General features: G+C 66.9%; 22 protein-coding genes. 11 read left to right on the top strand and 11 right to left on the bottom strand.

Translation table 11 applies throughout. From position 1 onward, the window contains the following. The first annotated feature begins 81 nt into the window (after window positions 1-81). Window positions 82-990 (top strand): LysR substrate-binding domain-containing protein, encoded by a 909-nt coding sequence (locus AC07PU_RS39400; protein ID WP_495323305.1) that lies wholly within the window; start codon window positions 82-84, stop codon window positions 988-990. 30 nt (window positions 991-1,020) lie between these two features. Here the strand turns inward: AC07PU_RS39400 and AC07PU_RS39395 are convergent, their stop codons facing one another. Next, a complete protein-coding gene (locus AC07PU_RS39395; protein ID WP_495323304.1) occupies window positions 1,021-1,476 on the bottom strand; it encodes an Lrp/AsnC family transcriptional regulator in 456 nt (151 codons plus the stop codon). Window positions 1,477-1,615: 139 nt separating this feature from the next. Between AC07PU_RS39395 and megL the strand changes: the two genes are divergently transcribed. The 6 genes from megL (at window position 1,616) to AC07PU_RS39365 (ending at window position 8,151) form a co-directional block, all read left to right on the top strand. Beyond that, window positions 1,616-2,812: a methionine gamma-lyase gene (gene megL / locus AC07PU_RS39390; protein ID WP_495323302.1), complete on the top strand. Its 1,197-nt coding sequence runs from the start codon at window positions 1,616-1,618 to the stop codon at window positions 2,810-2,812. 16 nt (window positions 2,813-2,828) lie between these two features. Next, window positions 2,829-3,611, top strand: coding sequence for a crotonase/enoyl-CoA hydratase family protein (locus tag AC07PU_RS39385; protein ID WP_495323301.1), 783 nt, complete (start codon window positions 2,829-2,831; stop codon window positions 3,609-3,611). Between the two features lie 213 nt (window positions 3,612-3,824). After that, window positions 3,825-4,229, top strand: a complete 405-nt coding sequence (locus tag AC07PU_RS39380; protein ID WP_495323300.1) for a hypothetical protein — start codon at window positions 3,825-3,827, stop codon at window positions 4,227-4,229. A gap of 712 nt (window positions 4,230-4,941) precedes the next feature. Further along, window positions 4,942-6,495 carry an AAA family ATPase gene (locus tag AC07PU_RS39375; RefSeq protein ID WP_495323299.1) on the top strand — a complete coding sequence of 518 codons (1,554 nt, stop codon included), beginning with the start codon at window positions 4,942-4,944 and terminating at the stop codon, window positions 6,493-6,495. A gap of 50 nt (window positions 6,496-6,545) precedes the next feature. Next, entirely contained in the window at window positions 6,546-7,334 is a 789-nt protein-coding gene (locus AC07PU_RS39370) for a hypothetical protein (protein ID WP_495323298.1), read from the top strand. 232 nt (window positions 7,335-7,566) lie between these two features. Continuing rightward, window positions 7,567-8,151 carry an arsenate-mycothiol transferase ArsC gene (locus AC07PU_RS39365; protein WP_495323297.1) on the top strand — a complete coding sequence of 195 codons (585 nt, stop codon included), beginning with the start codon at window positions 7,567-7,569 and terminating at the stop codon, window positions 8,149-8,151. 10 nt (window positions 8,152-8,161) lie between these two features. Here AC07PU_RS39365 and AC07PU_RS39360 read toward each other — a convergent pair whose 3' ends face one another. The 7 genes from AC07PU_RS39360 to AC07PU_RS39330 all read right to left on the bottom strand — a co-directional run bounded on the left by AC07PU_RS39360 (window position 8,162) and on the right by AC07PU_RS39330 (window position 14,422). After that, a complete protein-coding gene (locus AC07PU_RS39360) occupies window positions 8,162-9,259 on the bottom strand; it encodes an ABC transporter substrate-binding protein (protein ID WP_495323296.1) in 1,098 nt (365 codons plus the stop codon). 67 nt (window positions 9,260-9,326) lie between these two features. Further along, window positions 9,327-10,193, bottom strand: coding sequence for an ABC transporter permease (locus AC07PU_RS39355; RefSeq protein ID WP_296786844.1), 867 nt, complete (start codon window positions 10,191-10,193; stop codon window positions 9,327-9,329). 16 nt (window positions 10,194-10,209) lie between these two features. Beyond that, window positions 10,210-11,028 carry an ABC transporter ATP-binding protein gene (locus AC07PU_RS39350; protein ID WP_261206264.1) on the bottom strand — a complete coding sequence of 273 codons (819 nt, stop codon included), beginning with the start codon at window positions 11,026-11,028 and terminating at the stop codon, window positions 10,210-10,212. Continuing rightward, window positions 11,025-11,816 (bottom strand): alpha/beta fold hydrolase, encoded by a 792-nt coding sequence (locus tag AC07PU_RS39345; RefSeq protein ID WP_495323295.1) that lies wholly within the window; start codon window positions 11,814-11,816, stop codon window positions 11,025-11,027. Before AC07PU_RS39345 ends, AC07PU_RS39350 begins: the two co-directional genes overlap by 4 nt. Continuing rightward, entirely contained in the window at window positions 11,813-12,229 is a 417-nt protein-coding gene (locus AC07PU_RS39340; protein WP_495323294.1) for a VOC family protein, read from the bottom strand. The genes AC07PU_RS39345 and AC07PU_RS39340 overlap by 4 nt, the downstream gene beginning before the upstream one ends. A gap of 4 nt (window positions 12,230-12,233) precedes the next feature. Beyond that, on the bottom strand, window positions 12,234-13,835 hold the full coding sequence (locus tag AC07PU_RS39335) for an FAD-dependent monooxygenase (protein ID WP_495323293.1): 1,602 nt from the start codon (window positions 13,833-13,835) through the stop codon (window positions 12,234-12,236). Window positions 13,836-13,837: 2 nt separating this feature from the next. After that, a complete protein-coding gene (locus AC07PU_RS39330) occupies window positions 13,838-14,422 on the bottom strand; it encodes a GAF domain-containing protein (RefSeq protein ID WP_495323292.1) in 585 nt (194 codons plus the stop codon). A 69-nt stretch (window positions 14,423-14,491) separates the two neighbouring features. Between AC07PU_RS39330 and AC07PU_RS39325 the strand changes: the two genes are divergently transcribed. The 4 genes from AC07PU_RS39325 (at window position 14,492) to AC07PU_RS39310 (ending at window position 19,613) form a co-directional block, all read left to right on the top strand. Next, window positions 14,492-15,469, top strand: a complete 978-nt coding sequence (locus AC07PU_RS39325; protein WP_495323291.1) for a LysR family transcriptional regulator — start codon at window positions 14,492-14,494, stop codon at window positions 15,467-15,469. A 109-nt stretch (window positions 15,470-15,578) separates the two neighbouring features. Continuing rightward, window positions 15,579-16,055, top strand: a complete 477-nt coding sequence (locus tag AC07PU_RS39320) for an RNA polymerase sigma factor (RefSeq protein WP_495323290.1) — start codon at window positions 15,579-15,581, stop codon at window positions 16,053-16,055. 2 nt (window positions 16,056-16,057) lie between these two features. Continuing rightward, window positions 16,058-17,092, top strand: coding sequence for a FecR family protein (locus AC07PU_RS39315; protein ID WP_495323289.1), 1,035 nt, complete (start codon window positions 16,058-16,060; stop codon window positions 17,090-17,092). 79 nt (window positions 17,093-17,171) lie between these two features. Next, complete coding sequence (locus AC07PU_RS39310; RefSeq protein ID WP_495323288.1) at window positions 17,172-19,613, top strand: TonB-dependent siderophore receptor; 2,442 nt, start codon at window positions 17,172-17,174, stop codon at window positions 19,611-19,613. A 17-nt stretch (window positions 19,614-19,630) separates the two neighbouring features. On the opposite strand, the gene AC07PU_RS39305 is transcribed toward AC07PU_RS39310, so the two are convergent. Genes AC07PU_RS39305 through AC07PU_RS39295 form a run of 3 tightly spaced genes read right to left on the bottom strand, consistent with a single transcriptional unit; the run spans window position 19,631 to window position 23,004 of the window. Next, window positions 19,631-20,608 (bottom strand): Bug family tripartite tricarboxylate transporter substrate binding protein, encoded by a 978-nt coding sequence (locus AC07PU_RS39305; RefSeq protein WP_495323287.1) that lies wholly within the window; start codon window positions 20,606-20,608, stop codon window positions 19,631-19,633. A 30-nt stretch (window positions 20,609-20,638) separates the two neighbouring features. Next, window positions 20,639-21,856 carry a CaiB/BaiF CoA transferase family protein gene (locus AC07PU_RS39300; RefSeq protein ID WP_495323286.1) on the bottom strand — a complete coding sequence of 406 codons (1,218 nt, stop codon included), beginning with the start codon at window positions 21,854-21,856 and terminating at the stop codon, window positions 20,639-20,641. Continuing rightward, window positions 21,853-23,004 carry an acyl-CoA dehydrogenase family protein gene (locus AC07PU_RS39295; RefSeq protein ID WP_203208485.1) on the bottom strand — a complete coding sequence of 384 codons (1,152 nt, stop codon included), beginning with the start codon at window positions 23,002-23,004 and terminating at the stop codon, window positions 21,853-21,855. The genes AC07PU_RS39300 and AC07PU_RS39295 overlap by 4 nt, the downstream gene beginning before the upstream one ends. Window positions 23,005-23,042 lie beyond the last annotated feature (38 nt).

Raw genomic sequence — 23,042 nt, 5'->3', positions numbered from 1 at the left:
CAGAAAGCACGATGCCCGAGGATCGACGCCCACGGCGAGCGCCACAATCGAAAATAACTCCTGCTCGCATGCAAAAAGCTGATGCCGCTTCGCCTTCCCTCCACCATCGCGCTGCAATGCCTGGAAGCCAGTGAAAGGCTGGGCAGCTTCACGCGTGCCGCCAAGGCACTCAACCTCACGCAGGGCGCCATCAGCCGCCAGGTCATCGGCCTCGAGCAGCGGCTCGGCGCGCAGCTGCTCGAGCGCCGGCGCGAATCGCTGGTGGCCACGCCCGCGGGGCAAGCCTACCTGGCCGAGGTCCGGCCCCTGCTGCTGCGGCTCGAGCGCGCCACCACCGACATCGCGCTGCACCAGGGCCGCGGCGGCCGCCTGCAGCTCTCCGCCCCCTCCTCGTTCTGCAACTACTGGCTCGCGCCGCGGCTGTCGGGTTTCGTGAACGCGCATCCGCACATCACGCTCGACCTCTCGACCTACCTCGGTCCGGTCGATTTCACCGCGAGCCGGATCGACGCAGCCATCATGGTGGTGGGCGCGCCGGTGCCGGGCCTGCATGCCATCCCCGTCCTCGACCTGACCGTGCGGCCCTATGCCAGCCCTGGCCTGGCGGCACGCTGGGCCGGCGACGATTTCGCCACCGTGTTGCGGCAGGCGCCGCCCGAACTCACGCTGATCCACAACAGCTCGCTGCCCGGTGCGTGGGCGCTCTGGCTGCGGCAGGCTGCGGGTGCCGACGAGGTCCTGCCCGAGCTGCATGCCGGTCCTAGCTATGACCTGCTGTCGATGTCGCTGCATGCGGCCATCGCGGGCATCGGGGTGGCGCTGCTGCCGGCCTTCATGGTGCGCGCGGCGCTCGATGCGGGGCAGTTGGTGGCGCTGTCGGACCTCGAGTCGGCGACGGGGCGGTCGTATCAGCTGTGCTATCCGGAGCACAGTGCGGGCTTGCCGGCGCTTGCGCAGTTCATCGACTGGCTTTTGCAGGTGCGGAAATAGCCGTCCCTCGCCGAACTCGCCCCCGGGTGCTCACTCGACGGGCAGCTTGTATCCGGCCTTCACGGCCTTGAGAGAGAACGACGATTCGATGGAAGTGACGCCCGGAAGCAGGCGCAATCGGGTGCTCACGAACTCGCCATAGTCCTGAAGGCTGCGGGCGACCACGCAGAGCAGGAAATCGGTGCTGCCCGACACGTTGTGGCACCACACGACCTCCGGCATCAACAGCACCTGCTCCTCGAACGCGAGCTGAAGCTTCGGGTCATGGCTCGAAAAGCGGATCTGCACGAATGCGGTGACCGCGTAGCCCAGCGCCTGCTGATTCAGCACGGCGCTGTAGCCGCTGATGCAACCCGCTTCCTCCAACGCTTTGACGCGTCGCCAGGTCGGCGCCTCCGCGATGTGCAACTGCTTGGCAAGCGCCGCGTTGGTGATCCGGCCATCGTCTTGCAGGGCGCGCAGGATCAAGGTGTCGCGTTTGTCCATTTCACACGGGGGCCGATGAAGAATTGAAGGATTCTTACCTGAAAGTCGAATATCAGGGTAATTTTTAGAAGCACATTACCCGATGAAGGAGCCAGACTTCCAGGCATCGACTTCATCACTCCGCCACGAGTTCTCGCCCATGGACACCGCCTCCCGCTCCTTCTCCACGCAAGCTATCCACGCCGGATACGCCCCGATGACCCATCAGGGCGCGCTCAATCCGCCGATCTACTGGTCGTCCACCTATGCGTTCGAGAACGCCGCCCAGGGATCGGCCCGCTTCGCCGGCGAGGAGGCCGGGATGATCTATTCGCGCGTCACCAATCCGACCGTGCAGGTGCTCGAGGAGCGGCTCGCCGCGCTCGAAGGCGGCGAAGCGGCCCTCGCCTTCGGTTCCGGAATGGGCGCCATCTGCACCTTGATCTGGACCTTGCTGCGGCCGGGCGACGAACTGCTGGTCGACCTCACGCTCTACGGCTGCACGCATGCCCTGGCCAACCACCTGCTGCCCGAGTTCGGCATCGTGACCCGCGCGGTGGACTTCACCCGGCCCGACGAACTGCGCGAGCATCTGAATGCACGGACCAGGCTCGTGCTGTTCGAGACGCCCGCCAATCCGAACATGCGGCTGGTGGACATCGAAGCCGTCAGCGCCGTCGTGCATGCCCACAGCAGCGCGCTAGTCGCGGTGGACAGCACCTACTGCACGCCTTACCTGCAACGGCCGCTGGCCCTCGGCGCCGACGTCGTCGTGCATTCGCTCACCAAGTACATCAACGGGCACGGCGATGTGATCGCCGGGGCGCTCGTCGGAAGCGGCGAGCTGATGGCGCGGATGCGCTTCGTCGGCATCAAGGAACTCACGGGTGCCTGCATGTCGCCAATGGACGCGTTCCTGGTGTTGCGCGGCCTGAAGACCTTGCCCGTGCGCATGGATCGCCACTGCCGCAGCGCGCAGCGGATCGCCGAGTTTCTCGAGGCATGCCCGCAGGTGGCGGTCGTCCACTACCCCGGTCTTGCGTCCCATCCCCAGCATGCACTGGCCCGACGCCAGATGACACAACCGGGCGGCATGATCGCGTTCGACCTGCACGGCGGCGTGGAGGCCGGAAAGCGCTTCATCGACGCGCTCCAGCTCGTGACGCGAGCGGTGAGCCTCGGCGACGCGGAGAGCCTGGCCCAGCATCCCGCCAGCATGACCCATTCGCCCTACACCGAGGAAGAGCGCCGGCGGCATCTCATCGGCGACGGGCTCGTGCGTCTTTCCGTGGGCCTGGAGGACGAAGCCGACCTGATGGCCGACCTGCGGCAGGCTCTTGAAGCGGCGATGCGCTGACACGGGAGCAAGCGCCATGTCCTCTTCAGCCAACGATCAGGCCGCCCCTCTGCGCTGGCACCACGACGACGCCGTGACGACGGTGGTGCTCGACCGACCGCGGCAACGCAACGCGCTGGACAGCGCGACCGTGCAAGCGCTGCTGCAACTCGCATTGACGCCGCCCGAAGGAACGGCAGTGTTCCTGCTCAGCGCCGAAGGACCTCACTTCTGTGCCGGACTGGACCTGGCGGAGCACGTGGCGCTCCAACGCGGTCCGGACGATTTCTTCCGCTTGTGCCGGCTCTGGCACTCGGCGTTCGACGCGCTGCAGCAAGGGGGCGTGCCGGTCGTCGCCGCGTTGCAGGGCGCGGTGCTCGGCGGCGGTCTCGAGCTTGCGGCATCGGCGCATGTGCGCATTGCCGACGAAACCGCGTTCTTCGCGCTTCCCGAAGGCGAGCGAGGCATCTTCACGGGTGGCGGCGCGACCGTCCGTGTCGCACGCATCGTCGGCACGGACCGGATGACCGAGATGATGCTGACTGGCCGCGTCATCGATGCGCAGCAGGCGCTTCGCATCGGCTTGGTCCACGAGGTCGTGAAAGAAGGCACGGCGCTCGCGCGTGCCCGAGCGCTGGCACAAAAGATTTCGCGCAACGCGCATGCCACCAACAGGGCCATCGTCACCGCCCTGCCTCGCATCGCCGGCATGTCGCACTCCAACGGCCTGTACATGGAAGCGCTGGTCGCCGCCCATGTTCAGGCGACGGGCGAAGTGCATGAACGGCTGACGCGATTTCTGCGGAGGAAGGCGGGCTGACAACGAGGTCTGGCGCTAGCTGGTGGGTGGATTCGGTCTCGGGCTGAGTGGCCGCTTTAGGGGAGTCTTCGAGGTCCCATATGGGCCCGAAGCGGATGTAGCATCTTCTCCAAAGCCACCATTGAGTTCGACTTTGGTAGCGATAGCCGCGAACACCCAGCATCGCTGAGGCCTGACAACCCAAACGCCAAGGCGTATTCAAAGGCAAACCCCATGGGCGCCCCCATCTTGATCAACAACAAAATGGACCTCTGGGTCAGCAACGGGATGAAAGATGCTTTTTGTGAAGTGCTGACGACTGTCGCGACTCTTGAAGGTCAAGATGTCATGGCCATCTACGAGGATGCAGCCGGCGTGGCTGGCACCTATGGAATCTCCGGGCTAGGCATTGATCTAGACGAATTTCACTCCTACCTCGGTGGACCTGAAGGGGTCCGGCGCCACCTCGATATCTGCCGTGCGCGACTGGGGGAAGTTGCCGAGTCATGTGGACTGTCACCAAGTGGGTCCGAGAACATGGCGCATGTACTCGCATGGGCTGCACACATCATGGATGGGCGACCGATCCCCGAAGGCAGCAGCTTCTACGAGGACTGGCCACCCGGCATGGAGAGTTGAGGCGTCTGCACATCGCTCAGTAGTCGAGCGATGACTGCTGGTGAACCTTCATCCATCGACGACTGCTCTTTGCAGACTGTCGCCGGTTGCGCCACCGCGGCGAAAGAGCGCGAAACCGCCACCAGGATTACTCCCGCGTAGCCATTCATTTCCGGCGCACCACGAGATCAAACTTCACGCCTAGCAGACGGGTTCCAGATGTTTGTGCGTGGCACGTACTTCTCATATCCCGTCCCGTCATCAACGCCAATGACTCGATGGCCGAAGCACTCGACCAGCGCAACAAGACTGTTGGTGCCACCGTACGGATAGCCGTGTGGATTGAACTCCAGCACATGCCGTGTTGCCTGCGGCCGGATCGCGATCAGATCGTAGTCTCCATCCTGAGCCATCGAGCATGGATGCGAAGTCCCATCGGAGGATCGGCATCTAAGGGGAATGCCGCTCCGGAAGCGGAGTGGAAAACCAATAGTCGTTCCATTCGGCCATTTCTTCCGAGCCCCAGTCCGAAAAGTACCCGCACTCACCATCGGTCAGATCATGGGAGTAGCCAACGCCAATTCGATTCAAAAATTTTCGTACACTGTACAAAAACGGATGGCGACCTGAAGAAAGCGTCCCTGCCAATTAATAAAACAGTTTGCAAAAAGTATGTTGACGCTTTTGCGTTGTCGGGTGCCCCATATTTTTGCCACCTTAACTCGAGGAGTTTATGCTACTCACCTTCAAAAAACTCATGCTCCGAGAGTATTCCGACAGCAACTCTCGTAATACATTCCAATTATCTCCAGGGAATTGGGATGACTACTCATTTAAAACAAGCTTTTCGCTTTTATTCATAGCTCATGACGGGGCGCGACTTGATTTTGGCACGGTCAAGATTGGGTACTCTGGTCAAACGCATGGCTGGACAGAAGAGGCCATGCCAAAATCTTTTAATGAACTACCCGAAGGGTGGTTTTCGTTGGGGCAAGATGTTGATTATTATCAAACTCTTAAAAATAAACTCCCAGATGAAGTGCGCGAAACCCTTTTACTTGCATTGAGAGACGTTGTCGCCAACGATTCCATCCATAAATTGGCAGAGTCGGAGCAGGTATTCAAGAATTCGCTAATGCGCGGAGTGAGCTCTTCGGTTATTAATGGGCAATACAAGCGAGTCCTTAGAGGCGAGGCGCAGCTTTCGGACTTTAAATTCACATTCCAACAAGATGCCGACGAGCGCCATGCGGCAGTTAGTTTGATTTTCAACGTCAATGCCGCGTCTTATCCTTCAACCAACATCCATGTTCTTATCGGCCGGAACGGGGTCGGCAAGACTACGCTATTAAATAACATGGTGCGAGCATTGGTTGCAAATGGCCCGCCGACCAAGCCACCCTGCCGGTTCATCGATCGCGCAATGTTTGCCTCCGGTATGCAAAAAGATTACTTCAGCAGCGTTGTTTCCGTTTCCTTTAGCGCGTTTGACCCGTTCATCCCTCCCATGGATAGACCAGATAGAACTGAAGGGCCGGCCTACTACTACGTGGGGATGAAAACAATTCGCCAAGGTGACGGCCAGGAATCGAGTCCTCCCAAAACAGATGCTGACCTAGTAAACGAGTTTGTGGAGAGCTTTAGTTTCTGTATGAGCCAGCCTACAAAAAAGATAAGATTTTTCGACGCAGTCTCACGACTTGAATCCGATACAAATTTTAAAGAGATGGGTTGGACACACCTCACCGACCTAACTGACGACCACGCAATTCAAGAGGCGCGCTCGATGGCCCGTCGAATGAGTTCAGGTCATTCCATCGTATTGCTGACGCTTACGAGACTTGTCGAGCTGGTGGAAGAGAAGACGCTAGTTCTTCTGGACGAACCGGAGAGCCATCTTCATCCGCCTCTTCTCTCCGCGTTTACTCGCGCAGTTTCAGAATTGCTGTACAACCGCAACGGAGTTGCCATCGTTGCTACGCACTCGCCGGTCGTTCTTCAAGAAGTTCCCAGATCGTGTGTTTGGAAGCTCACAAGAAGCCGCCTTGAGGCTCGAAGCGACAGACCCGAGCGTGAGACCTTCGGTGAGAATGTTGGGGTGCTGACCCGTGAGGTATTTGGATTGGAAGTTTCAAAGTCAGGCTTCCACGAAATGCTAGAGCGAGCTGTTGAAGGCGGAGGGACTTTCGCAAGCATCTTGCAACATTTCAATGGGCAACTTGGTGATGAAGCTCAAGCCATCCTAATAACGCTTCTTAGAGCAAAAGCAGATCGGGAGCAGCAATGAGGCTATTGCCGATCCCGGCTCTAAGCCGAGCAACGGTATATTCGGATTGCGTGGCAGGCGTGACGGCTGCGGAGTTATCTGTTAGATTTAATTCAGCAATTCAAGTCGTGGATGCGGCATCTGGGCAGTATGCCTTGCATGCGGGAAATAGGCAATTGCACATGCTTAACTCCTGCGATTGGGGAGATGGGGAGCAAGTCATTCTGGCGAACATTACTAAATCCGAATTTGTTGCACTATACGATGATCAAATGTCGAGCGCCAAAGGTACTGGCCGTTTGCACTACGATAGATTGCGATTGACCAAACTGGGAATTTGCCCATTCTGCGGATTCGGACATGTTTCCACGTTGGACCACTTTGCCGCAAAATCCAGGTATCCTGCATTCTCTGTTTTACCTATTAATTTGGTGCCATCTTGCGCGGACTGCAACAAAGGTAAAGGCTCCGGCGTAATAACGCCAGAGACGGAAATGCCGCATCCATATTTTGAGGACTCGCGCGTCGAAACAGATGGCTGGCTATTTTGCGATGTGATTGAAACTTTGCCAGTGACAGTCACTTACCGAATGGAAACTCCATTGAATTGGGACGACCGCTTAAGCCGAAGGGTGCGGAATTATTTCACGGAACTTAAGCTAGCCTCGAGATATGCCGTGCAGGCAGCAAGCCATTTATCGGGAACCAAAGAATTCTTCCGCAACCTAACCTCAGTAGAGTTGGAATGGTATTTGAACAAGAAGGCGAATTCCTACGAGTATTCGAACGAGTGGGAGGCAGCTCTTTATGCTGGATTAGTGCGATCACAGTGGTTTTTGCAAACCGGGTATCAGAGCTAACTTCAACACTTGGCGACGACGGAAATCTTCCCATCAGGCCGAGTGGTAACGGGGTGAACGTAAACAATCACTGTGGAGTCAGCATGTTCCAGAATCACATCTGAGCGCTTACCTATTCTTGATGAGTGCCCGCGTTGACCTGCTCAATTGGGGTGCGTTCCACCAGTTCGATTTGCAAGGCAAGGTCTTATTAGCTCGGCTGGCGCACCCACCGAGGCGCCGAAGCCGCGCGATGGACAAGACCCGGCACGGTCCGCCGCACAAGCGACCATCGAATCGCGCTCCGAGCAAACCAGCCAAGCCCGCGCTACATTCCGCAGTCATGCACAGAAAAATCAACGTGCTCTTCGTCTCCCGACGAAACACGCTGCGCAGCATCATGGCGCAGGCCTGTCTCACCCACATCGCCGAGAAACGCTTCCACGCCCGCTCCTGCGGCCAGCCCCTGCGCATTGGCGCAGCGGTGGATCCGGCGGTCGTGTCGGCGCTGCGCACCGCGGGTATTCCCTTACCCGAGATCAAGCCGCGTGGCTGGAACGAGTTCGTACCCGTGCGCGGCTTCGAGGCCGAGTTCGTGATCGCGCTCGATGCCGACATCGACCGCCTGCAGCCGGCCTGGCCCGGCCAGCCCCATACCGCGCTGTGGGCCTATCCCGATACGGCCGCCATCGCCGATCCCGAGGAGGCGGCGCACAAGGCGCTGCAGACGCTCTATTCGATGCGGCGGCGGCTCGAGCTGCTGGCCAGCCTGCCGCTGTACGGCTCCGACCGCGAGTCGGTGCGCGCCGACATCCGCGATCTCGGCTACATGGCTTGAGCCGTGTCGGCTACAGCCTGAACGCCTTCGCCATCTCCACCACCGCCTGCTTGTCGAAGGCGTTGACCTCGTCGATCAGCTCGTTGGTGAACAGCCGGTTCGGGTCGCCGAGCTCGTCGGCCAGCTTCGGGTTCCTGCTGCCGTCCACGGCCATCTCGATGTTGGACTTCCACTCGGCCAGCGACGAGGCACCGATGCGCTGATCGGGATCGTCGGGCCGACGCATCCAGCTATTGCGGCGGTCCTTGAGGATGAAGGCCAGCTCCTTGCGCGCCTCGTCCTCGCTGCGGCCCTTGGGCCGGCTCTCGGGATACACGGCCCAGTGCAGGTCGATGCCGGCCTCGAGGTTGTGGTGCGCGAACAGGGTGGACTTGGCCATGCCGCGGAACAGGCCCACCAGGGCCTTGCGCTCCTTCTTCAGCAGTTCGCGCGGCACGCACAGCCAGCCCGAGCCGAACTGCGCGAACTTCGGCGTGAGCGGCACGTAGCGCAGCTTGGTGCCGACGAGCTCGACGCGCGCGGCCGCGGTGTCGAAAGCCACCATCGCGTCGACGCGGTCGTTGTCGATCGCCGCGCCGGCTGGGGCGCCATCACCGATGGCGATGTACTCGCACCGGTCGTCCTTCAGGCCCAGCTCGGCCAGCATGGTGCGGGTGACGACGATGCCGGTGTCGCCCTGGCTGCGCACGCCGATGCGCTTGCCCGCGAGATCGGCCACCGAGCGGATAGCGCTGCCGGGCTTGACGACGACGACGTTGGCATTGCGCGGCAGCCACTTGTAGACGCTCACGAGGTCGAGCCCCGGGTCCTTGGCCATCGCGGGCAGCAGGATGCCGGGCACGGCGGGCCCGTAGTCGACGTGGCCGGCGCGCAGGCTCTGCAGCGCCTGCGTCATGCTCGACATGTTGACGTACTCGACGTCCACGCCCTCGGGCTTGTAGAAGTTCAGCCGCGGATGCTGGCCCGCGGTCACGAAGCACTGCTGCGGATCGTTGACGCCGGCGGTGTTCGCCACCTTCATCACGCGCAGCTTCTGCGCCAGGGCCGGCAGGCTGCCCGCCAATCCCAGGGCGCCGAGGCCCAGGCCGAAATCGCGTCGTGTCCACATGGTTCGCTCCTCACCGGCGTCGCGCCGGACGTTTCGAGATGGCAAGAGAAAAAGGGGAAGGAAGGGATCAGACGTTGACCGTGCGCTGCGAGGCATCGGCCGGCATCCAGTGCAGCACGCGCTGCTGCACGCGGCGCAGGGCACTGGTCAGCGCGATGCCGATCACCGAGAGCACGACGCAGACGGCGAAGCTGCCGCCGCTGTCGGCTTGGGCTTCCATCTGCAGGATCAGCACGCCGAGCCCGGCCTGGGCACCGACGAACTCGCCCACCACGGCGCCGACCACGCTGAAGGCCGCGGCCATGTTGAGGCCCGCGAAGATGTAGGGCAGCGCACTCGGGAACTTGGCCTTGCGGAAGATCTGCCACGGCGTGGCCGACAGAGACCGCAGCAGGTCGATGCGGTCCGGGTCAACGGCCTTGAAGCCCGCGATGCTGGTCACCAGCACCGGGAAGAAGGTCAAGAGGCAGATGATCATCACCTTGGAGCTGATGCCGAAGCCCAGCCAGACCACGATGATCGGTGCCACCGCCACCTTGGGCACGCTCTGCAGCGCGGCCACGTAGGGCTCGAGCAGGCGCTCGAGCCGCGGCATCTGCGAGACCACGATGCCGATCGCCAGCCCGATGCCGCCGCCGACGAAGAAGCCCAGCAGGATCTCGGCCAGCGTGATGCCGCCGTGGTACCAGAAGCCGTCCTTCGCGAACGGCCCGGTGGCGAGGCCGCGCCACAGCGCGATCGCGATGTCGCTGACCGGCGGTACCAGGTGCCTCGGCACCTTGAACAGCCGCACGGCGCCTTCCCACGAACCGAGCAGCGTGATCAGCAGCAGGATCGACTGCACGCGCGGCGAGGCCAGCGGGTTGGTGCGGCGCGGGCGCGGTGGCTTGGCCGATAGCGGCGCGGCCTCGGAACTCAACAGGGCGGTGGTCATGGCGTCGGCCTTTCTCTCAATCGAAGGAAGCGGCATGCGAGAAGCGCTCGCGGATCGAGGCGGCCGCGGCCGCGAAGGCCGGGTGCGACATCGCCTCCATGCCGCGCGGGCGCGGCAGGTCGATGGGCAGCACGCGCTCGAGCATGCCGGGGCGCGGCGACATCACGAACACGCGATCGCCGAGGAACACGGCCTCGGGAATGGAGTGCGTGATCAGCACCACGGTCTTGCCGCTCTCCATCCAGATGCGCTGCAGCTCGAGGTTCATGCGCTCGCGCGTCATCGCGTCGAGCGCGCCGAAGGGCTCGTCCATCAAGAGGATCTTGGGGTCGTGCAGCAGCGCCCGCGCGATGGAAGCGCGCTGCTGCATGCCGCCGCTGAGCTGGCGCGGCAGCTTGTGCTCGAAGCCCTCGAGCCGCACCATCGCGAGCAGCTGCATCGCGCGCTCGCGCGCCTTCGCCTTGTCGAGGCCCAGCACCTCGGCCGGCAGCATCACGTTCTCGAGGATGCTGCGCCAGGGCAGCAGGATCGAGCTCTGGAACACCACGCCCACGTCGCGCCGCGTGCCGCGGATCGGCTGGCCGTCGAGCAGCACGGTGCCGACCTCGTAGTCGAGCAGGCCGGCCAGGATGCGCAGCAGCGTGCTCTTGCCGCAGCCGCTCGGGCCGACGATGGTGACGAAGGAACCCTGGCGGATGCCGAAGTCGATCTGCTTCAACGCGAGCACGCCCTCGCTGCCGCCGCCGAAGGTCTTCGACAGGCCTTCGACGCGGATGTAGTCCTCCTTGCCGGCGGGCGCGGCGGGGACGGTCTCGGGCTCCAGGACGGCATTCATGCGTGGACTCCTTCGGGGTTCAGGAAACGGACCATGTGGCGCGCGAGCACCTCGGGCGCCTGCATCGCGGTCACGTGGCCGATGGCGGGCAGCAGCACGGCATCGGCGCCGCGGATGCGGCCAGCCATCGCGAGCGTCACGGTCGGCGGCACCACGCGGTCGAGCTCGCCGGCGAGCACCAGGGTCGGCGCGACGATGTCGGCCACGCCCTGCGCCAAGGTGGTGGCGACGGTCGCCATGCGCCGCGCCGAGCGCGCGGTCTCGGGCCGCGCGGCGGCGAACACGCGGCGCAGCTCGGGGCGCTGCGCGAGGAAGGCCTCGGGAAAGAACCAGGTCGCGAGCTCCTCGGCCGTGCCCGGCAGGCCGCGGCGCAGCTCGGCCAGGCGGCTCGCATCGGGGCACAGCTCCTCGTAGGGGCGCGGCAGCGGCCAGGTGCTGCCGAGCACGAGCCGGTCGACCGCGCGCGGATGCAGCAGCGCCAGCGCCTGCGCCACGCGGCCGCCGAAAGAGGAGCCGAACACATGCGCGCGCTTGAGGCCCAGCGCCTTCACGAGCTGCTGCGCATCGTTCGCGAGGTCCGCGAGCGTGGCCGCGCGCTCGGGCGCCTCGGTCTCGCCGCAGTCGCGCTGGTCGTAGGCGATCACGGTGAACTGCTTCGCCAGATGCGGCACCAGCGCGGCGAACATCTGGCGCGAGGCTTCCGCGCCATGCATCAGCAGCAGCGCCGGACCCTGGCCCGCGCGGTCGAAGGCGATGCGGACCTCGCCGGCCTGCACGAACTCGGTCATGCCGCGTCCTCCCACGGTTCATCCTCGCGGTCCAGCCAGAAGGTCATCTCGACCTTCAGTCCGCGCGGGTCGTGCAGAAAGAGCTGGTGGATGTCCCAGCCCGGGATCGGCGCCTCGGCGAAGAGCACGTCGAGCGCGCGCAGGTGCGCGCGCATCTCGCGCAGCCCGTGGGCGCGGAACGAGATGTGGTCGACATGGCCCGTGGGCGGCTGCGGCGGCGCATCGGCCGTCGCAAGGTGGGCGAACAGGTGCACGATGGGCTGGCCCTCGGCATAGAGCCAGGCGCCGGGCGCCGGAATCTCGGGCCGGGCGCCGGCTTCCAGGCGCAGCACGCGCGTGTAGAAGTCCAGCAGCGGCGGCAGCTCCGCGGGCGTGCAGCGGATCGTGAAGTGGTGCAGCGCGGTGACGGGCATGGCGTCAGTCCAGCAGCTTCGACAGCACGGCCGACAGCTCGGCGGCCGGGTCCGTCGGCGTCCACGGCATGCGGAAGGCGACGTGGCCGTCGGGCCGTACCAGCACCGCGCCGTGCCGGCCCAGCAGCAGGCCGTCCTTCTCGTACGCGTCCTCGAGCTGGCGCGCCTGCACCACGCGGCCGTTGCGGCCCGACACCTGGCGCGCCGCCTCCATCCAGGCATCGGCGCGCGGACCAGCCACGAGCACGAACTCGCGGTCGAACCAGTCGAGCGTGGTGTGGCGCCGCGCGAGGTCCAGCCACAGATGCGGAAAACGCATGCCGGGCTTGTCGGCCGGCTCGTACCAGCGCGCGCGCATCACGTGGCGGCCGGTGCCGTCGGGGATCACGGCGCCGTCCTCGTAGCAGAAGCCCAGCGACTGGCCGATGCTGTGGATGTGGTTGTCGCTGTCGCGGATCCAGAACTCGATGCGCTCGCGGTTGCCCGAGCGCAGCGCCTCGTCGCAATGGTTGAAGCGCATCGCGTTGTGCAGGCTGAAGTCGGCGTTCGATTCGGCGATCGGCCGGCGCTCGCTCTCGTAGCTGTCGAGCAGCCGCGCGCTGGCGCGCCCGCTGAGCACGAAGGCCAGCTTCCAGGCCAGGTTGTGCGCGTCCTGGATGCCCGAGTTCATGCCATAGCCGCCATTGGGCGGAAAGCGGTGCGCCGAATCGCCGACCAGCAGCACGCGGCCGCGCCGGAAGTTCGCGGCCACCTGGCGGCTCATGCGCCACACCGAGCGGTTGATGACCTTCACCTCGAGGTTGGGCACGCCCGAGACGGTGCGCGCGAGCTGCACCACCTCGGCGTCGCTGCGCGCGCCGCTGCGCTCGTCGGTCTCGCGGCCCACCGGCAGCAGGTTGAGCCAACGGTCCTTTCCGTTGGTGTTGAGCACGGTGGTGATCGGGTACGGCGAGTCTTTGGCGTAGACGCGCCAGCCGGCGCAGGTGGCCGAGTCGCGCACCTGCGAGAGATCGGCCTGCCAGAACTCGTTGGCCATCACGGCCAGCGTGGCCGGCCCGCGCATCTCGATGTCGGCCTGGCGCCGCACCGAGCTCGCGGCGCCGTCGGCCGCGATCAGGTACCGGGCCTGCCAGGTCAGCGTCTCACCGGTGTCGAGCCGGCGGCCGGTCACGGCGATGCCGTCGGCGCTCTCGGCGTAGTGCAGGAACTCGTGGCCGAACAGGAAGCGGCCGACCTCGCTCTTCTTGGCATGGGCGAGCAGCTCCTGCTCCACCGTGTCCTGCGACTGGATGATCTTCCAGCACGGCGAATGGCCCAGGTTCGGCTCGGGGTGGGTGCGGCCCCATTCGTGGCCGGTCATCGATTCGCAGAAGGCGAAGAAGTCGGCGCCGTCGGGCAGCGCGTGGCGCTTCATCAGGCCGTCGATGCCCCACTGCCTAAAGATCTCCATCGTGCGCGTGTAGGTGCCGCGCGCCTTCGGATGGTCGGTGGTGGTCGGGCTGCGCTCGAGCAGCACGAAGTCGACGCCGAAGCGCTGCAGCAGGATCGCCATCGACAGGCCCACGGGGCCGCCGCCAACGATCACGACGAGGTTCTTGGATTGCATGGTCAGGCCTTCATGGAGAGAGCGGGGAGATCGATCGGCACCGCGTCGGCGGCGAAGCGGTAGGCCAGGCCGGGCGCGACCGGCACCCAGCGCGCGGCGGCCAGCGCCAGCAGGCGGATGCCGAGCAACTCGTCGGGCTGCCAGCGCTCGCGGACGCCGAACACGTTGAAGGTGGCGAAGCACTGCGCGCCTTGCAGCAGCGGCACGTTGACCACGCTGCACAGGCCCGCGGGCCGCATCTGCTCGAAGTCGTCGAAGTGGCGCGCCAGCACCTGCGAGCCCTCGCCCACGAACACGCGGCCCTCGCGAAACAGGCGATCGGTCCAGCGCGTGTGCGTCTTGCGCTTGGCGCCATTGACCGGGTAGCGGTGCGCCTCCGACGAATAGAAGCGGCGCAGCCGGATCTCGCCGGCCGGGTCGTCTTCGGTCGTCACGTTCTGCTGGATGCTGAAGATGCTGCCGGGCACGAGCTCGCGCCGGCAGCGATCGATCCGGCGCAGCGCCTCGTCGGCATCGCGCGCTGCGTCGAGCGCGTCGAGGAGATCGGCCAGGGTGGCCATGAGCGTCGTGGCGGTGGCTGCGGGCATGGAGAAAAGTCTAGGCCTCGCGATTCACCAAAGTGGACTAAATTCTGATCGGGCGATAACCTGACGGTTATGGCCTCCCCGACCGCCCGCGACCCCGCCGCCGACCTGCAGCACGCGCTGCTCTCGCGCCTCAAGCTGCGCCAGCTCTCGCTGCTGCAGGCCATCGACCGGCACCGCACGCTGGGGCGCGTGGCGGCCGAGATGCGGCTGAGCCAGCCCGCGATCACCAAGGCGCTGCGCGAAACCGAGGACATCTTCGGCAACCGGCTGTTCGAGCGCAGCAGCCGCGGCCTGGTGCCCACCGCGGCCGGCGAGGCGGTGCTGCACTACGCGCGGCGCTGGCTCGCCGAGCTCGAGGCCACCACGCGCGTGCTGACCTCGCTCGAGGCGGGCCGCGGCGGCCGGCTGCGCCTGGGGCTCACGCAGCAGGTGCCGCAGCAATTGCTGTCGGCCGCGCTCGCGCACCTGCTCGACCGCACGCCGCGCATGGCGGTGATGACGCGCGAAGGCACCACCGACGAACTGGTGGCCGGCCTGCTCGCGCGCGAACTGGACTGCGCAATCGGCCGTTCGTACGACGGCGACGCCACCGGCCTGGTGCAGGAGGCGATCCACCAGCAGGAGCCCTGCCTGGTGGTGTCGGCCAAGAGCGCGAAGCGGCTCTCGCGCGGGCCGCTCGACTGGGCCCGGCTCGCGCAGCTCGACTGGATCCTGCCGCCGCCGAACACGCCGATGCGCCGCACCTACAACGCGATCTTCGTCGGCGCCGGCGTGCAGCCGCCGGTGCCGATGCTCGAGACCACCGCCATCCGCAGCATGGAGACGGTGCTGCGCACCGAGTCCAATGCCATCGCCATCCTCGCGCGCGACGTGGTGGCCGAGATGGAACAGGCCGGCCACTGGGCCGCGCTGCCCTACCGGTTGAGCTGGAACTTGCCGCCGGTGAGCTTCTTCACGCTGAAGGAACTGGAAGGGCAGCCGATGGTGCAGTCGCTGCGCGCGGTGGTGGTGGAGACGGCGCGCAAGATGCAGCGCAAGACGGGCTGACACGGCCCTTCCCTATAATTTCCGCTCCCTCTCCCGCGCCACGGATCAGCCGCCGCCACATCTCAGCCAAGACGGGAGTTCCCTGTTTCCACACCGGCTGAGGTGTACCGTGCTCGAGCGCTACCACAGAGAATTGCTGCGCTATTTCACCCGCAAGGCCGGCGATGGCGACACCGCCGCCGACCTCGTGCAGGAAGCCTACGCACGCGTGCTCGGCCACCAGGACGCGGGCGGCCTGGTGCTCGAACCGCGCGCGCTGCTCTACCAGACCGGCCGCAACCTGCTCGCCACCCAGGCCGCGCGTCGCGCCGCCGAACTGCGCATGCTCGACACGCTGGCGCTGGTCGCGCCCGACAGCGCGCCCTCGGTGGAACGCCACGTGGCGGCCCGGCAGCAACTGCGGCGGCTGGTCGCGCTGCTCGAGGCCATGCCGCGCAAGCGCCGCCATGCCTTCCTGCTCGTGCGCATCCACGGCCTCAGCTATGCGCAGACCGCGGCCCACATGGAAATCAGCGAGAAGGCGGTCGAGCACCACATGACGCGCGCCCTGCTCGACTGCGCGGGCTACGGCGGGGGAGCGGACTGACCATGGCCGCGCGCGCACAGCCCCTGCTCGGCGCCGACGAACGGCGCGCGCCGCGCGCGCTGGTCGAGCATGCGCTGACGCTCATCGGACGCATCCACCGCGGCAGCCCCGAGGCCGCCGACGCCGCGCAGGCCGAGCTGGGCCGCTGGCGCGCGCTGTCGCCCGCCAACGCGGACGCCGCGGCGACCGCGCACCGGATCTGGAACGCGGTCGACGACGGCGCGCTGCGCGGCCAGTTGCCGATGCCGCCGAGCGCCGCGCAGGAACGGCGCGCGCGGCGCCGCACGATCGGCCTGCTGGGCGTGGCCGGCCTGGCGGCGCTGGCCGGTGCCGGCGGGCGCTGGTACTGGCAGCGGCCGGTCTACGAGGCCGCGCCGAGCACCGGCCAGGCACAGACCCTGGCCCATGCGCTGCCCGACGGCAGCACGCTCGACCTGGCAGCCAACACGGCGCTGCATGTCCTGCTCTACCGCGACCGCCGCACGGTGCACCTGGCGCGCGGCGAGGCGCGCTTCGCGGTCGCGCGCGATGCCGAGCGCCCCTTTACCGTCACCACAGACTGGGGCCGCGTGCGCGTGCTCGGCACCGTGTTCACGGTGTCGGTGCGCGAGGGCCGCATGCGCCTCGCGGTGGCCGAGGGCCGGGTCGCGGTCTGGGGGGCCGGGCAGGACGAGGCGGCCGCTCCCAGCACCGTGCTGCAGGCCGGCGAGGCCATCGAGGCCGATGCGCGCGGGCTGGGCCCGCGCAGCAGCGTCGACGTCGGCGAGGTGGCCGACTGGCGGCAGGGCTGGCTGGTGTTCCGCAACACGCGCCTGCCCGAGGCCATTGCGCGCTGGAACGACTACCTGCGCCAGCCGCTGCAGCTGGCCGACGACCCCGCGCTGCGCGAGCTGCGCGTGACCGGCAGCTACCGGCTGCGCGATCCGCAGGCCTTCGTGGGCGCGCTGCCGGTGATGCTGCCGGTGCGCACGCAGCGCCTGGCCGACGGCGGCACGCGGATCGTGGGCCGCGCCGCCGGCGCGGCGCGCCGGCCCTGAAAAAAGTTTTGATTATTTTTGGGGGGTACGTGGCGTCTCGCTGGTCTTCTGTAGCAAACCAGCTCCAGGACCTTCGGACATGAACCAGCAGACCCCGCGGCGCCCCCGCATCGACTCCCTCCAGGCCGCGGCCCTCGCCTGCGCCATCGCCTCGGCCCTGCTCGCGATGGGCGGCCCCGCGCGTGCGCAGGGCGCGCCGGCGGCCCCGTCCACGACCTTGCAGCTCGCGCTGCCGGCCCAGCCGCTGGCCCAGAGCCTGGGCGTGCTGTCGCGCCAGTACGGCATCGCCATCGGCGGCGAGAGCTCGCTGCTCGAGGGCCGCACCGCGCCCGCGGTGCGCGGCGCCGTCACGCTGCAGCAGGCGCTCGAGCGCGTGCTCGCGGGCAGCGGCCTGGGCTACGTGCGCAACGGCGACGCGGCCTTCACCGTGGTGCGCGCCTCGGCCGGCGACACCGGCGCGCTGCCGCCGATCGTGGTCACGGCCGGCACCGAGGAGACTGCCACCGGCCATGTTCCCGGCTACATCGCGCGGCGCGCCACCGCCGGCAGCAAGACCGACACGCCGATCATCGAGACGCCGCAATCGATCTCGGTCGTCACCGCCGACTTCATCGAGGCCACGGGCGCCACCCGGCTCAAGGAATCGCTGGCCTACACGCCGGGCATCAACGTCTCGCCCTGGGGCGCCGACTCGCGCTTCGACTGGACGATCCTGCGCGGCTTCGACGCGCAGGCGCCCGGCTACTACCTCGACGGCCTGCAGCTGCGCAACAACAACGGCTGGGCCATCTGGCAGACCGAGAGCTACGGCACCGAGCGCGTGGAAGTGCTGCGCGGCCCTAGCTCGGTGCTCTACGGGCAGAACGGCCCGGGCGGCATGATCAACGTGGTCAGCAAGCGCCCCACCGCGCAGCCGCTGCGCGAGCTGCAACTGCAGTTCGGCGACAACGCGCGGCGCCAGATCGCGGGCGATTTCTCGGGCCCGCTCGATGCCGAGGGCAAGCTGCTCTACCGCCTCACGGGCCTGCTGCGCGATGCCAGCCTGCCGGCCAGCGGCCTGCCGAACGACCGCAGCTTCATCGCGCCCTCGCTGACCTGGAAGCCCTCGGGCGACACCTCGCTGACGCTGCTGTCCCACTACCTGCGCATCCGCGACGGCAGCTCCTACGGCAGCTTCCCCGAGGTCGGCACCCTGCTGCCCAATCCCAACGGCCAGTTCTCGCGCAAGACCTACGTCGGCGATCCGAACTTCGACCGCTTCAACCAGGACCAGTGGATGGTCGGCTACCTGTTCGAGCACCGCCTGAACGACACGCTGAGCTTTCGCCAGAACGCGCGCTACGGCTCGATCAAGGTCGACTACGGGCAGGTCTACAACCAGCCCAGCTTCGTGACCGTGGATGCCGACAACCCGGACAGCCCCGCCAACTACCGCGTGCTGAGCCGCTTCCCGTTCGCGAGCAAGGAGGCCGCGCGCATCGCCTCGATCGACAACCAGCTGCAGGCGAAGCTGCGCTGGGGCGACTGGCAGCACACGCTGCTGGTCGGCCTCGACTACCAGCGCTCGCGCAACGACCAGCGCACCTCCAACAGCGGCACCGTGAGCGACATCGACGGCTACCTGCCGGTGAGCACCGGCCTCACCACCACCGCCGACCCGTGGTTCGATGCGCGCACCACGCTGTCGCAGACCGGCTTCTACCTGCAGGACCAGATCAAGTGGGGCGACTGGGTGGCCACGCTGGGCGGCCGCTACGACAGCGCGCGCGCCGTGTCGTTCAGCCACATCGACGGCTCGACCACGCGCATCGACGACCACAAGTTCACCAGCCGCGCGGGCCTGGTCTACCTGCATCCGAGCGGCTGGGCGCCCTACTTCAGCTATTCGGAGTCGTTCTCGCCCACGGTCACGGTCGACCCGCAGACCAACCAGCCGCTGAAGCCCGAGACCGGCCGCCAGTACGAGGTGGGCGTGCGCTACCAGCCGGTGGGCCGCAAGGACAAGTACAGCGCCGCCGTGTTCGACCTGCGGCGCCAGAACTACATCACCTACGACGCCGACTACACGCCGCGCCAGACCGGCGAGATCCTGGTGCGCGGCCTCGAGCTCGAGGCCTCGTTCGAACCCATGCCGCGCATGAACGTGACGGCCGCCTACACCTACACGCCCAAGGCCGAGGTCACGGCCAGCAGCACGCCCAGCGAGATCGGCAAGCAGATGCAGGCCGTATCGCGCAACCAGCTCTCGGTGTGGGCCGACTACCGCTTCGCCAACGGCGTGAAGCTCGGCCTGGGCGCGCGCTTCATGGGCTCGAACCGCGGCTACCAGCAGAGCACGCCGGTGCCCGTGCCCTCGTACACCGTGTTCGACGCGCTGCTGGGCTACGACTTCGAGCGCTGGAGCCTCGCGCTGAACCTGCGCAACCTGGGCAACCGCAACTACGTGGCGAACTGCAGCTCGGGCAGCTGCTATTACGGGGAGCCGCGCAAGGTGCTGGCGACGGCGACGTACCGCTGGTAGGCCCGTGGGGCGCGGCGCTACTTGAGCTTGATGCCCGTTTCCTGCACCACGCGCGTCCAGTAGGCCCGGTCGGCCTGCACGCGCTGCTCGAGCTCCTGCGGCGTTCCGCCCTCGGCGATCAGGCCGAGCTGCACGTAGCGCTCGCGCACCTCGGGCACGGCGAAGGCCTTGCGGACCTCGCGCGCCACCTCGTCGCGCACCGCCTGCGGCGTGCCCAGCGGCGCGAACAGGCCGACCCACGAATCGCGGTCGAGCCCCGCGATGCCCAGCTGCGTGAAGCTGGGAACGCCGGGCAGCAGCATCGAGCCGCCGGGCGTGGTGATCGCGAGGATCCTGGTCTTGCCGGTCTGCTGCGCCTTCTTCGCGCCCGAGGCGCTGAGGAAGGCGCTCTGGATGTGCCCGCCGAGCAGCTCCGTGAGGTTGGGCCCCTCTCCCGCGAACGGAATGTGCGTGATGTCGATGCGGCTCTCGCGCTTGAGCAGCTCGCCGTAGAAGTGGGTGCTGGTGCCCTCGCCGCTGGAGCCGAAGCTCACGGCGCCCGGGCGCCGCTGCGCCAGCGCGATGTACTGCGCCATGCTGTCGACGCCCGTGCCGGTGTGCACCAGCAGCGCGACCGGCGTCGTGAAGATGGTGACCACGGGCACGAGGTCGCGCGCCAGCAGGAAGGAGCCATCGCCGCCGCGCGTCAGCTCGTCGCTGATGGTCGAGTTGGTGGCGGCCACGAAGTTGTAGCTGTGCGGACTCTTGGCCACCAGCGCGAGGCCCAACCGGCCCGAGGCGCCGGCCCGGTTGTCCACGATGACGGGCTGGCCCCAGGCGGCACCGAGCCGCTCGGCCAGCACCCGGATCGCACCGTCGGTGGCGCCGCCCGCCGGGTAGGGCACGACGAGGCGCACGGGGTGTTCCGGGTAGGGGGCCGCCCAGGCCGCGGTGCCGGCGTACAGCGCGGCCAGCAGCCCTCCGAGCAGCGCCCGCAGGCGCGCGAGTGATTTCATGTCCTGTCTCCGTTCGTTCTGGTGAGGGGGTCAGATCACGCCGTCGGCGCGCAACTGCGCGAGCGTGTCGTCGGGCAGGCCGAGCAGCTCGCGGTACACCTGCGAGTTGTCCTGCCCGAGCGCCGCGCCCGCATGGCGCGGCGCGCTCGGGCTGCCGGCGAAGCGCGGCACCACCGCCGGCATCTGGAGGCTGCCGAAGTCGCGGTCGGGCACCGGCACGATCGAGCGCCGCGCGCGCACCTGCGGATCGCTCACCACCTGGTCGATGCCGTAGATCGGCGCCAGCGTGCCGCCGGCCTGCGCGAAGGCGGCCAGCACCTCCTCGAGATCGCGCGCCGCGCACCAGTCGATGAAGATGCGGTTGAGCTCCTGCTCGTGTACCACGCGGCTCGCGTTGTCGGCGAAGCGCGGGTCGTCAATCAGCTCGGGCCGGCCGATGGCGCAGCAGTTGTTCGCGAACATGGAGTTGATCGATCCCGCCATCGACACCCAGCGGTCGTCGCGCGTGCGGTAGACGGCCGAGGGCGCCGAATAGGGGCTGCGGTTGCCGCTGCGCGTGGGCACGGTGCCGAGCTGTTCGTAGACGCCGGGCATGAAGTCCAGCAGCCGAGTGATGCACTCGGTCAGCGAGAGGTCGATCTCCTCGCCCGGCAACGAGGGGTCGCGCGCGCGCGGCCACAGCGCGGTCAGGATGCCGATGGCGCCGAACAGCCCGCCGATCGAGTCGCCCAGCGGCACGCCCGCATGCATCGGCTCGCCGTCCGCGTGACCGGTGACCGTGGTCAGCCCGCCCATCGCTTCGAAGATGCGCGCGAAGCCGGGGCGCTCCGAATAGGGCCCGGTCTGGCCGAAGCCGGTGACGCGCAGGATCACGAGGTTGGGCTTCAGCGCCCACAGCACCTCCTTGCCCAGGCCCCAGCGGTCGAGCGTGCCGGGGCGGAAGTTCTCGATCAGCACGTCGAACTGCGGCAGCAGCTGCTTGAAGAGCGCGAGCCCCTGGGGCCGGCGCAGGTCGAGCGTGCCGAAGCGCTTGCCGCGCTGCGCCGCCTTCCACCAGATGCTCTTGCCGTCCTTGAAGGGCGGGAAGGCGCGCATGCCGTCGCCCTTGCCGGGCAGCTCGAGCTTGAGCACGTCGGCGCCGTAGTCCGCCAGCAGGGTGGCGGCGAAGGGGCCGGCCAGCACGGTCGCGATGTCGAGCACCCGCAGGCCCGCGAGCGGGCCGCTCCCGGTGTGGTTCTCGGCGCTCATCGGGGCACCAGCTGGCGGGCGATGATCTCCTTCATCACCTCGTTGGCGCCGCCGTAGATCTTCTGGCCGCGCGAATCGACGAACATGCGCCCGATCGGGTACTCGCGCATGAAGCCGTAGCCGCCGAACAGCTGCAGGCAGCGGTCGATGGTCTCGCACTCCTTCTGCGTGCCCCACCACTTCGCCATCGCGGCGGTGGCCGCGTCGAGCCGCCCCTCCTGCTGCCAGCCGATGCACTGGTCGACGAACAGCCGCGCCAGCGTGGCCTCGGTCTTCATCTCGGCCAGCTCGAAGCGCGTGTTCTGCAGCTTGAACAGCGGCTGCCCGAAGGCCTGGCGCTGGTGCACGTGCGCCAGCGTGAGCTCGAGCGCGCGCTCCATGTTGCAGACGGCCCGGATGCCGATCAGCATGCGCTCGTAGGGCAGCTGCGACATCATCTGCGCGAAGCCCTGCCCCTCGCCCGTGCCCAGCAGGCTCGACACCGGCACCCGTACCTGGTCGAAGAAAAGCTCCACCGTGTCCTGCGCCTTCAGGCCGATCTTGTCGAGCGGCGCGCCGCGGCGAAAGCCCGCGAGATCGCGCGTCTCGACCATCAGCAGCGACACGCCCTTCGCGCCCAGCGCCGCGTCGGTCTTCACCGCCAGCATCACCAGGTCGGCATGGTGGCCGTTGGTGTTGAAGGTCTTCGAGCCGTCGATCACGTAGTGCTCGCCATCGCGCCGCGCCCGCGTGCGGATGCCCTGCAGGTCGGAGCCCGCGCCGGGCTCGGACATGCCGATCGAGGCCACGATGTCGCCGCTGGCCATGCCCGGCAGCCAGCGCCGCTTCTGCGCCTCGCTGCCGTAGTGGTGCAGGTAGTGGCCCACGATGTAGTGCGGGCCGAAGCCCGGGCCGAAGCCGCACGCGGCGCTGGTCTCCACCAGCGCGGCCAGGTGCGCGTAGTCGCCATCGCCGCCGCCGTAGCCGGAGGGCAGGTCGGCCAGCAGGAAGCCCATCTCGCCCAGCCGCCTCCACACGCCGCGGTCGATGTGGCCCTGGGCTTCCCAGCGTTCCACGTGGGGGATCAGCTCGGCCGTCCAGAAGCGGCGCGCGGTTTCCTGGAACTGCTCGACCTCGGGCGTTCGCCAGGGCGATCGGTATTCGTCCATCAGCACGGTATGTCTCCTTTGTGTTTGTCGTCCGGCGC

The organism is Variovorax sp. GW821-FHT10D07, from assembly GCF_059415325.1.
Note: the sequence above shows the minus strand (reverse complement) of the source record. Positions and strands in the feature narration are given on the sequence as shown.